Source organism: Prevotella sp. Rep29 (genome assembly GCF_019551475.1).
Classification (GTDB): Bacteria; Bacteroidota; Bacteroidia; order Bacteroidales; family Bacteroidaceae; genus Prevotella.
The window spans coordinates 1038691-1051328 of sequence record NZ_CP047159.1; the positions used below are offsets into that span (position 1 = coordinate 1038691).

A 12638-nucleotide genomic window follows, 5' to 3' on the forward strand; every position below is an offset into this window, starting at 1 on the left:
GTATGCGAGTAACATTTTTAGGGACAGGAACCTCTGGCGGAGTGCCGAGTATTGGCTGCAAGTGTGAGGTGTGCACCAGTTCCAATCCGCATGACAAGCGTTTGCGTTGCTCGGTCTTGGTGGAGACAGACACCACCCGTATCCTGATTGATTGCGGTCCTGATTTCCGTCAGCAGATATTGCCGTTGCCGTTTAAGAAAATCGATGGTGTCCTGCTCACACATATCCATTACGACCATGTGGCTGGAATAGACGATTTGCGTCCCTTCTGCGTGTTTGGAGCTATTGACATCTATGCCAACCTGTCAACGGCAGAGGCGCTGAAACAGACCATGCCTTATTGCTTCAGCGAACATCTCTATCCAGGCGTACCGCTCCTGAATCTTCAGACGGCGACGCCCCATGTTCCGATACATATCGGCGATGTGGACGTTCTTCCCATCGAAGTGATGCACGGCGAGATGCCCATCCTCGGCTATCGCATCGGTCGTTTTGCCTATATCACGGACATGAAGACCATCAGCCGTGCCGACGAGGCGCTGTTGGAGGGTGTGGAATTCTTGGTGGTGAACGCTTTGCGGAAAAGCCACGAGCATTATTCGCACCAACTGCTTGGCGATGCCATCGCCTTCTCGCAGCGTGTAGCAGCCAAGCGGACGTTCATTATCCATTCGTGTCACCAGATAGGGCTGCATGATGAGGTGAACCGGACGTTGCCCGCCGGCGTGGAAATGGCTTACGACGGACAGGTGATTGAGGTTTGACCAAGCCGTACGGACACCAATAAACTCCTTGTATAAACATACGGAAAAGGGCGTATAAATATGCAGTTGAACTTTCACTTTCCAAAAGTTGAAGTTTTGCACGCTGAAAGTTGAACTTTTAGCGCCTGAAAGTTGAACTTTTGCAAGCTAAAAGTTGAACTTTTGGAAGGGTGTTCTTAATGTCTTAAAAATCAGAAGTTTACAAGCTGCGTCGCAACGGGTGCGCCTCAGTATAAATATACAAAAACAGCAGACTGCAAGATGACGGAGACGATGGGGGAGGAACGAAAGGTGTCGTCGGGCTGATGCATTTCCAGTGTCAGGCTCGCGCCCCTTCAGCAGTCCTGAACGGGCACTTTGTGGTGGGCGAACGGGCACTTTATCCTGTGTAAAATGTGTGTCGGACATAAAAAATGTGTAGCCGATATTCTTCAGCTACACATCTTTTATATAATAGAGCCTCCCGTCTTGTGTGTCGGAGCTCCCCGTTTGGCAACCTTTCGGGGCTGTCGGCTACTTTTTGAAGAATCCTAAAAGTCCGCCTTTCTTCTTGCTTTTTGTCTTTTTTCCGCCGTAAAATTTCCGGTAGAGTTTCCATCCCAAGATGATGCCGTCCATCACTCCTGCGCCTGTTGACATGAATCCGGACATTCGTTTGGATGGGGTGGTGGCTTTCTCGGTATGAAAAAGACCATCCCAAGTGCTTTTTATCTGCCCGTTGTCTTTCTGTATTTCGCGTCGCAACATCTCTTTGCGCATGCGAATTTCTTCCAGGGAGCGATAAGTCTGTAATGGATTGTCGTTCATGTTGTCAGTTGTTTAAGAGGATGGATGCAAGAAATCTCACGAGCGGCTTCTCTATCCAGCGTTTCCTGTTGTAGAGAATGATGATGAAAAGCAGCAGATAGACTCCAGCCACGATGCAGAAGGCAACAGGGGTTCCCACGAGCGGAGCAAGCGCATACGCTGCGGCGAAAGAGAGATAGATGAGTATGATCAACAGGAACAGGACGACCGTCAGCGTGACGGCGATGGCAGTAATCAGTCGCACAACCTTTTCTATCACATCCAGCTTGACGTATTCCGACTGGAGCCCGATGTAATGCTTGAGCACTTCAACGAGTTGTGCTATCGATTCAACGTTTCTGTCGTTTGAAAACATAATCTCTCGCGTTGCTGTGGGGGATTAGTCGATAACGTCTTCAGCCGCATCCTTGATGTCGTCCACCAGGTCTTCCATCTCTTTGCGGTTGAGTTTCAGGTTGTGTTTATCGCAAAAGTCTTTGACCGTGTCAGAGATTCTTGTGCGGGTGTCTGTTCCTTTTTCCGGTGCTACCAGCAGTCCTAATGCTGCTCCGGCGATGGCGCCACCGAGAAATGCGCCGATGTAACCTAATGTTTTCATGTGTTTCAGTATTTAATTAAACAATGTTTTGATAATAACCAACCATGACTTGATGGCCAGGTTTCGAAAGCAAATGTAGTGAAAGTTTTTTGAATAGCCATATTTCTTTCGTGATTTTTTGTTAAATCGGCAAGATTATTGGACATTTAACAAACTTTATGCTGTTTTTTTTATCAAGTTCAAATGTTTTTATGTAATTTCGCACGTTGAATAAAGACAATAAGTTTAATTTCAAAAATAATATTGATTATGAAGAAAATCATGATTTTGTGCGCAGCAGTATGTGCAATGATGGCTTTTACCAGCTGTAAATCAAGTGAGAGTGCTTATAAGAAGGCTTACGAAAAGGCACGCGCTCAGGATGCGGCTCAGCAGGGCGATGGTTATACAACGACCGATGCTCCGGTGGTAACACCGATCACGACCGTTCCTGCTACACAGACGACAACGGTTGACAACTATGACAACGTGTCTGTCCGCCAGGAGAATCTCACCGTAGTGAGCGGTTCCGGATTGAAGAATTTCAGCGTAGTCGTTGGTTCTTTCTCGATGAAGGCAAATGCCGAAGGTTTGCAGCAGACATTGCGTGCGGCAGGTTACGATGCGCAGTTGGCGTTCAACTCCGAGCGCAACATGTATCGTGTGATTGCTTCTACTTTCGACAATAAGGGCGATGCCGTTCAGAGTCGCGATCAGTTCCGTGCAAAATATCCGGATGCTTGGTTGCTTTTCAACCAGCGTTAACGACATCTGAGTGGCGCGAATACTTTCAATAGATTACGGAAAGAAGCGTACAGGATTGGCAGTCACCGATCCGCTGCAGATTATTGCCGGCGGATTGGCGACTGTTTCTACTTCTGCGCTGTTCGATTATCTGGCAGATTATCTCAGCCGGGAGCCCGTTGAGCGCATCGTGATAGGGAAGCCCTATCAGCCAAACGGGCAGCCGAGTGAGAATCTCCAGCGAGTGGAGCAGTTTGTCAACAGGTGGCGGAAGGCATATCCGGACGTGCCGGTTGAGTATTACGATGAACGATTCACGTCGGTCTTGGCGCATCAGGCGATGATTGACGGCGGTTTGAAAAAGAAAGAGCGTCGGAACAAGGCGCTGGTGGATGAAATCAGCGCGACGATTATCCTCCAAGGCTATATGGAGTCCCGACGACCGAAATGACTAAAAAGACATGATATTACCTATTTATATATATGGGCAGCCGGTGCTTCGTCAGGAAGCGCAGGACATTCCTGCCGACTATCCCGGGCTGGATGAGCTGTTGGAGAACATGTTTGAGACCCTTTCTGCTTCAGAAGGAATAGGGTTGGCAGCTCCGCAGATCGGGAAATCGATTCGTGTGGCTGTCATAGACTTAGACGTACTTGCGGAAGATTTTCCCGAATATAAGGATTTCAGAAAGGCTTTCATCAATCCCCATATCGTGGAATATGACGATACGGAGACGAAAAACATGGAGGAAGGGTGTCTTTCGCTGCCAGGTATTCACGAGAGTGTGACGCGTCCGACCCGCATAAGAGTGCAATGGCAGGATAGCGAAATGCAGCAGCATGACGAGTGGATAGAAGGTTATCTTGCCCGGGTCATGCAACACGAGTTCGACCATCTTGACGGAAAGATGTTTATCGACCGCATTTCGCCGCTTCGCCGACAGCTGATTAAAGGTAAGCTGAAGGCTCTCATGCAAGGACGTTACCAGTGCGGATACCGTACGAAGAGATAACTCACGGCACCCTTCCGATAAAAGGGTGTCAACAAAAGCATATCACGGATGAGCAGGTGTCGGAAGATACTTCTTTTGCTATTGTGTTTTTCTCCGCTCACATCTTTGGCGCAGTTCAACGTTGACCGCCTGATTATGAGCGGCAGGAGCTCGTTGTATTATGAAGATTACGTACTTTCGATACAATATTTCAGCCGTGCCATTTCCTACAAGCCCTATCTTTATGAGGCTTGGTATTATCGAGCCATCGCCAAGTTCTACCTCGACGATTTCATCGGAGCGGAGAACGACTGCTCGGAAGCCATTACCCTCAATCCCTATATTGCCGGTATCTATGAACTGAGAGGCTTGTGCCGTATTCGTCAGCGCCATTTTGAAGAAGCGATTGGCGATTATGACAAGGCACTTCTCTACCAACCGTCAGGGCAGAATCTTTGGTTCAACCGCGCCCTTTGCCGCGTGGAACTGAAAGATTATCAGCACGCACATGAGGAACTCGACTCCATGATTCAGCGTTGGGGCGACTTCTCACGGGCGTATTCCGTCAAGGCAGAAATGTATATGCGGGAGAAAGACACGACTGCGGCAGTCACGTGGTTGGACAAAAGCCTGAAAGTAGATCCCTATGACGGAGAGGCGTGGATGGTATGGGCAAGCATCAATATGTCGCGAGGGAATTGGCAGGATGCAGAGCAGCAGCTTTCCAAGGCGATACATTTGAAGCCGAAGCTGGTAAGCAACTATGTGAACCGTGCTTTGGTGCGTCTGAATGTCAACAACCTGCGTGGTGCGATGGCTGATTATGACATGGCAATCGACCTCGACCCGAACAATTTCCTTGCTCACTACAACCGGGGCTTGCTCCGTGTGCAAGTGGGCGATGACAACCGGGCGATAGAAGACTTCAACTATGTGCTCAGGATGGAACCCGGCAATTTGATGGCGACCTACAACCGTGCGACCCTTCACCATCGGACGGGCAACCTGCGTGCTGCCATTGTTGACTATACGAAGGTGATAGAGCAGTATCCTAACTTCTGGACGGGACTTCACAACCGGGCGGATTGCTATCGGCGGCTCGGTATGCATCGCCAAGCCGAGCTGGATGAGTTCCGTATTCTGAAGGCACAGATGGATAAGCACGTCGGGATACAGCCGCGATGGACGAAGAACCAGCGGAAGCAGACACGAAAGAAGAGCGAGATAGACTTCTCCAAGTACAATCAGATCGTGGTAGAGGATGAGGAAGTGGTTGAGCGTGAATACGAAAGTGCCTACCGCGGGCGCATACAAAACCGGAAAATCGACGTGGAATATATGCCGATGTACGAGGTTTCGTATCTGAAATACGCCAATGTCGTCAGTATGAACCAAGTGTTTGATAAGGAAGTGGAGGCTTTCAACCGCGTCGCTCGTCCGTCTCATGAACTCAAAGTGACGTGCAATCCGCACACGCTCAACGAAGAGCAGTCAGCCATTTATCTCAATCTGATAGACACCTTGTCGAGGCGTATTGATGGCGAACGCGACATGCAGTCGGTCAAGAGGCTTCTGTTGCAACGCGCCGTCGCGTATGGTGTCGTTCAGAATTTCGATGATGCCGTGCACGATATGACCACTTACCTGCAAATCGACAGCACGTCGGTCCTGGCATATTGGCAACGGGCGGTGTGTCTGGCGATGGAGAGCGAGTTTAGTGCCGCCCAGGGGATGGATACAAAAATCAAGATGGCGCGCGTGTTGGACGATTTGAATCATGCCATTGCGCTCGACCCGCAGAATGCTTTCCTGTTTTATAACAGGGGAAACCTGTATGTGCAGCGGAAGGAATACGAGCGAGCGATAGAAGATTACACGGCAGCAATCAGCATCAACCGAAGTTTGGCAGAGGCTTATTACAACCGTGGACTCGCCTATATCAACAGCGACAACAAGCGAAAGGGGCTGCAAGACCTCAGTAAGGCAGGCGAATTGGGTTTGTATAAGGCTTATAGCGTGATGAAAAAATATTCCGAAAAATAGATAATCTTGACCATGGAAGAAGAACAAAAAGAAACAATACAAGCCTATCGGGAAGCGATTTGGAACGCCATGCTCGGAAAACTGGCAGCCAAAGGCGAGAAGGCAATGGACGAGAAGGAAGCACGCAAGTTGTTGGAACAGCTGACCGATGACGAACTTGCCGACGGAATTCTCTTCAATACGCCGGAAGACGTGGCAGATATCGTGCTCGTATAGCAACCGCAAACGGCACGAATGGCAAGCGCAAACGGCACGAATGGCAACCGTAAACGGTAGCTTTAGAATGCCTGAACGGCATGTTTATAACTCATAAACGATAGAAAAGAGATGGTAGAGAACTATAAAGTGATAACCCTTTGTGGCAGTACACGTTTCAAGGATGCGTTCTTTGACGTGCAGAAGCGCCTTTCTTTAGAAGGCAACATCGTCATCAGCGTCGGCTTGTTCGGGCATTCCGGTGACGAAGAGGTGTGGAAGCCAGGCGTCAAGGAGATGTTGGACGACATGCACCTGCGGAAAATCGATATGGCAGACGAAATCTTCGTCGTCAATCCCGGTGGCTATATCGGCGAGAGTACGCGTCGCGAGATAGCATACGCCAAGGAAACAGGCAAGGCGGTCAGCTATTTAGAGCAACCGGAATAATATCTTTTCAACCGAAATCAATGGCACACGGCTTGTTCCGACATATCGTCCCCTCGTCGTTCAGCAAACTTTTCCTCTTGCTGTTCGCCCTTTTGTTGACAGCATGCGAGAAGGGAAACACGTTGCAGACGACCCCTTGGGGGACGGTCATAGGCGACAGCGTCAGCTCGAAAGAGCATTATTCGCTCTACGATATTGTCGCCAACGGTGAACTCATCCTCCTCACCCTGTCAGGTCCTGACACCTATTATGAATATCGGGGTGGAGGCTTGGGCACCCAATATCTGCTTTGCGAGAAGTTCGCGCAGCAGTTGGGGGTCTCCGTGCGGGTGGAAGTGTGTCGCGATACGTCGGAGATGGTGGGGCGCTTGCTCAAGGGCGAGGGCGATATTATGATTCCAGCCGACTCCTCTACGCTGGAGAATGCGCAGCTTATTGTTGCCGACAAGCGCATACCGTGGGCGGTATTGAAAACGAATGCCGAACTTGCAGACACCATCAGCCGCTGGTATCGTCCCGACTATCTGGCGGAAGTGAAGAGCGAACAGCAGACAGCCTTCTCCCCGCAAAGCGTTCAGCGACGGGTGTATTCGCCCATGCTCAATCAGCAGAAAGGCATCATCTCCAACTACGACCATCTTTTCAAGCGCTATGCACCGGTGGCACGTGTCGATTGGCGCCTGTTGGCAGCGCTGAGCTATCAGGAGTCGTGTTTCGACCCTAACGCCCGTTCATGGGCAGGAGCCTGCGGACTGATGCAGATTATGCCGAGAACAGGTGCCCAATATGGGCTTCCGCAATCAGAATTGTTCAATCCGGAAGCCAATATAGAGACCTCTACCCGCATCATCCGGAAACTGAAAGACCAGTTTCGGGACATTCCTCGTGAAGGCGAGCGCCTCAACTTCGTGCTTGCCAGCTATAATGGGGGAGTGGCACATGTGCGCGACGCTATGGCTCTGGCACGCAAATACGGGAAGAATCCCCACCGTTGGCGCGACGTTTCCGAGTATATTCTGCTGCTGAGCCAGCCACAATACTATCAAGACCCCGTCGTGAAAAGCGGCTATATGCGAGGGACGGAGACGTATAATTACGTGCGCTTGGTGCTCCAGCGCTATGCCCATTATCGCGGTTCTGCCATTGGCGGCGGAGGGTATGGCTTCGGTGACAGCCAGGCACCCAAGCAAGCCACCAGGCGTCATCGCTTCAAATTGTAGGGAGAAACCCTTTCCCTGATTGCCGCATGGCGCTTTCAACGATGATTCTTCCGGCATTTTTCGAAAGAATGAATACCTCCCGTGCGCAAATAAACATTGTTTTATTTTGTGTTTCCCTCAATTTCCACTATCTTTGTAGGCAAAACATCAAGAAAGAAAAATGAGAAAAAAAGTCATACGCATACTTTGGAAGACGCTGTTTTCAATCATCGGCGTGCTTTTTGTTATCTTCGTTGCCATTTGGAACGGGTGGATAGGCTACATGCCCGACATCGAAGACTTGCAGAATCCAATCAGCAAATACGCCTCACAGATATATTCCGCTGACGGAAAGGTGCTCGGTACCTACAACGAGAATCGTGACAACCGTATCGCTGTCGGCTATGCAAAGCTGTCGCCCTATCTCGTCCAGGCACTCGTGGCTACCGAAGACGAGCGTTTCTATGAGCATTCAGGCATCGATTTCATCGCCTTGTCGAGAGCCATTCTCAAGCGTGGCATCATGCAACAGCATAGTGCGGGTGGAGGCTCGACCATCACCCAGCAGTTGGCTAAGCAGTTATATTCGGAGAAGGCACACTCTACGTTGGGGCGTCTTCTTCAAAAGCCAATCGAATGGATTATTGCCGTCAAGTTGGAACGCAACTTCACGAAGGAAGAAATCATCGCCATGTACCTGAATTATTTCGATTATCTGCACAATGCCGTGGGAATCAAGTCGGCTGCAAATACCTATTTCCGCAAGGAGCCGCAAGACCTGACGGTCACCGAGGCGGCAACGCTGATAGGTCTTTGCAAGAATCCGTCGCTCTATAACCCCGTTCGCTATCCTGAGCGTTGCGTGGAGCGGCGAAACGTAGTGCTCTCGCAGATGCAAAAAGCGGGCTATATGAGCAGCGCCGAATGCGATAAATATTCCGCCGAACCACTCGGACTCAACTTCCATCGTGCCAGCCATCGCGAGCAGACGGCACCTTATTTCCGCGAATATCTGCGGCAATACATGATGGCAAAGAAGCCCGACCTTGCCAATTATCCTTCGTGGAACAAGCGGCAGTATCACATTGACTCCATCGCATGGGAGACCGACCCGCTTTATGGATGGTGTAACAAGAACCTCAAGAAGAACGGCGACCCCTATGATGTCAATACCGACGGATTGAGAATCTACACCACCATCGACACACGTATGCAGAAATATGCCGAGGAAGCCGTGTATGAACACATGACAAAATACCTTCAGCCAACGTTCAACAACGAGTTGCGGCTGCGTCGTAATGCTCCCTTCTCAGACAATCTGACCGCCAGCCAGGTGACAGCCATCATGAACCGCTCCATTCGTCAGAGCGAACGCTATCGGGTGTTGAAGGAAGCGGGCTACTCCGAAGAAGACATCAATAAGGCATTCGATACCAAAGTAGATATGACGGTGTTCTCTTACAAAGGCGAAATCGACACGATGATGACACCGAGAGACTCCATCAAGTATTATAAGAAAATGCTTCGTGCCGGCTTCGTGAGCATGGACCCGATGACGGGAGCCGTGAAAGCATACGTCGGCGGAGTGAACTACAACTTCTTCCAATACGACATGGGTATGATGGGACGGCGCCAAGTAGGTTCTACCATCAAGCCATTCCTCTATTCAATGGCGATGCAGAACGGCTATTCGCCCTGCGATGTGGCACCCAACGTGGCGCGTACCTACATCGTTGCTGGCAAACCATGGACGCCGCGTAACGGTAGCCGAAGCCGATACGGACAGATGGTGACCTTGAAATGGGGATTGGCACAGTCGAACAACTGGATTTCCGCCTACCTCATGAGCCGCCTCAATCCTCATGCTTTCGTGCAACTGCTCAACCAATACGGCATCAACAATCCCGACATCCATCCCTCGATGGCATTGTGTCTCGGACCTTGTGAGGTGTCGGTCGGCGAGATGGTCAGCGCCTATACCGCCTTTGTGAATCACGGCATTCGTTGTGCACCGATGATGGTGACCCGTATCGAGGACAATTCGGGCAACGTGCTTGCCGAATTCCAGCCGCGCATGAACGAAGTGATCAGCGAGAGCAATTCCTACAAGATGCTCGTCCTGCTGAAAGCGGTCGTCGAAGGCGGTACCGGTGGTCGTCTGCGTGCCCGCTACAATGTTCCGGGAGAGATTGGAGGCAAGACAGGAACCACGAATAAGAACTCCGACGCCTGGTTCATGGGCGTCACCCCGCAGCTCGTCAGCGGCTGTTGGGTTGGAGGAGAAGACCGCGACATCCACTTCGTATCGACTGCAACAGGTCAGGGTGCTGCCGTGGCGTTGCCGATTTGGGCATACTACATGAAGAAAATCTATGCCGACAAGTCGCTGAACTATTCTCCAGATGCCAAGTTCGACATTCCCGACAACTACGACCCCTGTGCCGAAGAGGTGTTAGGCTATGAAACAGGTATAGATGAAGTTTATGAATAGATAAGGAATATGCAGGAAAAAAGGGTAGAAGACAATCTGCAGGTGGATACTTCAAGAAACGACTTGCAGACAGAGAAGGTAGAAAGTAAAAAGAAGGTGTTGCCCATTGCTTGGGTACCCACGTTGTATTTTGCCATGGGAATGCCCTTCGTGGTGCTGAACATGGTGTGTGCGCTGATGTATAAGGGCATGGGTGTTTCCGATACGCAGATAGCTTTCTGGACATCACTCATCATGCTGCCGTGGACGTTGAAACCGTTGTGGAGTCCGTTTCTTGAAATCTATAAGACGAAAAAGTTTTTCGTCGTTCTGACACAAGTTCTTTCCGGTGTGATGTTTGCCTTGGTTGCCATGGCGCTCCATCTGCCCGACTTCTTCGTCATCACGATAGCGCTGTTGGCGGTTGTGGCTATCAGCGGTGCCACTCACGATATTGCAGCAGACGGAACCTACATGTCAGTCCTCTCGAAGGATGAGCAGGCGCGATGGATAGGGTGGCAAGGGGCTTTTTATAACATAGCGAAGATTGCGGCTACGGGCGGACTTGTCTATCTCGCAGGTGTGTTGAAAGACATGGTGGGAGTCACCAAGTCGTGGATGATTGTCATGTTGGCGATAGGCATTCTCATGATTATCCTGGGCGTTTACCATTATTCCATGCTGCCGCAAGACAGGCAGGCAGTGAGCAAGAAGCGCGGACTGGCAGAGACATGGCATGAGTTGTGGCGCGTGCTTACAGAGTTCTTCAAGAAGAAACACATTGTCTATTATATATTCTTCATCATTCTCTATCGCTTTGCCGAGGGATTTGTCATGAAGATTGTGCCGTTGTTCCTCAAAGCCCCTCGTGCCGAGCAAGGGTTGGGCTTGACAGAACAGCAGATAGGCTTGTGCTACGGCACGTTCGGAGCAGCTGCTTTCGTGCTCGGTTCCATCCTGGCAGGATATTATATAGCCCATCGGGGACTTCAGAAGTCGCTCTTTTCGTTGGCAGTCGTCTTCAATTTGCCGTTCGTGGCTTATACCCTTTTGGCTATCTATCAGCCCGAGAGTCTTTGGTTGATAGGCAGCGGTATTGTCATAGAGTATTTTGGCTATGGCTTCGGCTTCGTAGGGCTTACTCTTTTCATGATGCAGCAGATAGCTCCGGGCGAGCACCAGATGTCGCATTATGCCTTTGCGAGCGGCATCATGAACCTTGGCGTCATGCTTCCCGGCATGATGAGTGGTGCCATCAGCGATTGGCTTGGCTACAAGATGTTTTTCGTCTTCGTACTCTTCTGCACCATTCCCGCCCTTCTCATCACATGGTTTGTACCTTTTACGTATTCAGATAACAAAAACATAACAGAAAAATGAGCAACTTAAAGATTCAGGGGCAGCCATTGCCCAATATGCCGTGGGAAGAGCGCCCGGCAGATTGCAAGAACGTGATGTGGCGTTATTCCAAGAACCCCATCATTCCGCGCGATTTACTCGCTACATCGAACAGTATTTTCAACAGCGCCGTCGTTCCCTTCAAAGACGGCTATGCCGGTGTGTTCCGTTGCGACGATACCAACCGCCGCATGACCCTTCATGCAGGTTTCAGCAAGAACGGCATCGACTGGAAAATCAACGAGGAGACGATACGTTTCGAGTGCGATATCGAAGGCGTGAAGGAGTGGGTATATGGCTACGACCCGCGCGTCTGTTTCATCGACGACCGCTATTACGTCACGTGGTGCAACGGCTACCACGGTCCTACGATTGGCGTAGCGTGGACCTTCGACTTCGAGACGTTCCATCAGGTGGAAAACGCCTTCCTGCCTTACAATCGCAACGGCGTGATGTTCCCCAGGAAAATCAACGGCAACTTTGCCATGCTCAGCCGTCCGAGCGATACGGGGCATACTCCTTTTGGCGACATCTTCTATAGCGAGTCGCCCGACTTGGAGTTTTGGGGTCGCCACCGCCACGTCATGTCGCCCGCACCCTTCGAAGTGAGCGCATGGCAATGTATGAAAATCGGTGCCGGTTCCATACCTATCGAGACCTCTGAGGGCTGGCTGATGTTCTATCATGGCGTTCTCCGCTCCTGCAACGGCTACGTCTATGCCTTCGGTTCGGCGTTGCTCGACTTGGAAAAACCGTGGATAGCCACTCATCGTTCAGGACCTTACCTGATTTCTCCGCAGACGCCATACGAATGTATGGGCGACGTGCCGAACGTATGCTTCCCGTGTGCAGCCCTTCACGACCCCGAGACCGACAGGGTGGCAGTCTATTACGGCTGTGCCGACACGGTTACGTCATTGGCTTTCGGCCGCATTTCCGAAATCGTAGCGTTCACCAAGCGCACAAGCATCATCTAATAACATAGCCGCTCCGCCACAG

Annotated in this window: 14 protein-coding genes; 11 read left to right on the plus strand and 3 right to left on the minus strand. The window is 50.6% G+C overall.

Going from position 1 to position 12638, the window contains the following annotated elements:
• The first annotated feature begins 2 nt into the window (after nt 1–2).
• Entirely contained in the window at nt 3–764 is a 762-nt protein-coding gene (locus GRF55_RS04410) for an MBL fold metallo-hydrolase (RefSeq protein ID WP_220369321.1), read from the plus strand.
• A 513-nt stretch (nt 765–1277) separates the two neighbouring features.
• Here the strand turns inward: GRF55_RS04410 and GRF55_RS04415 are convergent.
• The 3 genes from GRF55_RS04415 to GRF55_RS04425 are packed head-to-tail and all read right to left on the minus strand — an operon-like array spanning nt 1278 to nt 2169.
• Nucleotides 1278–1571 carry a hypothetical protein gene (locus tag GRF55_RS04415; protein WP_220369322.1) on the minus strand — a complete coding sequence of 98 codons (294 nt, stop codon included), beginning with the start codon at nt 1569–1571 and terminating at the stop codon, nt 1278–1280.
• A gap of 4 nt (nt 1572–1575) precedes the next feature.
• The gene (locus tag GRF55_RS04420) at nt 1576–1926 is read right to left on the minus strand and encodes a phage holin family protein (RefSeq protein ID WP_220369323.1); all 351 of its coding nucleotides are present in this window, start codon (nt 1924–1926) and stop codon (nt 1576–1578) included.
• A 24-nt stretch (nt 1927–1950) separates the two neighbouring features.
• Nucleotides 1951–2169, minus strand: a complete 219-nt coding sequence (locus tag GRF55_RS04425; RefSeq protein WP_220369324.1) for a YtxH domain-containing protein — start codon at nt 2167–2169, stop codon at nt 1951–1953.
• A 249-nt stretch (nt 2170–2418) separates the two neighbouring features.
• On the opposite strand from GRF55_RS04425, the gene GRF55_RS04430 reads away from it, so the two are divergent.
• From GRF55_RS04430 to GRF55_RS04475, 10 genes are all read left to right on the plus strand, one after another.
• The gene (locus GRF55_RS04430) at nt 2419–2913 is read left to right on the plus strand and encodes an SPOR domain-containing protein (RefSeq protein ID WP_220369325.1); all 495 of its coding nucleotides are present in this window, start codon (nt 2419–2421) and stop codon (nt 2911–2913) included.
• A gap of 10 nt (nt 2914–2923) precedes the next feature.
• Nucleotides 2924–3343, plus strand: coding sequence for a Holliday junction resolvase RuvX (gene ruvX, locus GRF55_RS04435; protein WP_220369326.1), 420 nt, complete (start codon nt 2924–2926; stop codon nt 3341–3343).
• A gap of 10 nt (nt 3344–3353) precedes the next feature.
• On the plus strand, nt 3354–3905 hold the full coding sequence (gene def / locus GRF55_RS04440) for a peptide deformylase (protein WP_220369327.1): 552 nt from the start codon (nt 3354–3356) through the stop codon (nt 3903–3905).
• 48 nt (nt 3906–3953) lie between these two features.
• Entirely contained in the window at nt 3954–5927 is a 1974-nt protein-coding gene (locus tag GRF55_RS04445) for a tetratricopeptide repeat protein (RefSeq protein ID WP_220369328.1), read from the plus strand.
• 12 nt (nt 5928–5939) lie between these two features.
• Nucleotides 5940–6143 carry a hypothetical protein gene (locus GRF55_RS04450; protein WP_220369329.1) on the plus strand — a complete coding sequence of 68 codons (204 nt, stop codon included), beginning with the start codon at nt 5940–5942 and terminating at the stop codon, nt 6141–6143.
• A gap of 111 nt (nt 6144–6254) precedes the next feature.
• Nucleotides 6255–6572 (plus strand): hypothetical protein, encoded by a 318-nt coding sequence (locus GRF55_RS04455; RefSeq protein ID WP_220369330.1) that lies wholly within the window; start codon nt 6255–6257, stop codon nt 6570–6572.
• Between the two features lie 20 nt (nt 6573–6592).
• Nucleotides 6593–7792 carry a transglycosylase SLT domain-containing protein gene (locus GRF55_RS04460; RefSeq protein WP_220369331.1) on the plus strand — a complete coding sequence of 400 codons (1200 nt, stop codon included), beginning with the start codon at nt 6593–6595 and terminating at the stop codon, nt 7790–7792.
• 160 nt (nt 7793–7952) lie between these two features.
• Complete coding sequence (locus GRF55_RS04465) at nt 7953–10262, plus strand: transglycosylase domain-containing protein (protein WP_220369332.1); 2310 nt, start codon at nt 7953–7955, stop codon at nt 10260–10262.
• A 135-nt stretch (nt 10263–10397) separates the two neighbouring features.
• Entirely contained in the window at nt 10398–11621 is a 1224-nt protein-coding gene (locus GRF55_RS04470) for an MFS transporter (RefSeq protein ID WP_255563858.1), read from the plus strand.
• Nucleotides 11618–12616, plus strand: a complete 999-nt coding sequence (locus tag GRF55_RS04475; protein WP_220369334.1) for a glycoside hydrolase family 130 protein — start codon at nt 11618–11620, stop codon at nt 12614–12616. Before GRF55_RS04470 ends, GRF55_RS04475 begins: the two co-directional genes overlap by 4 nt.
• Nucleotides 12617–12638: the final 22 nt, after the last annotated feature.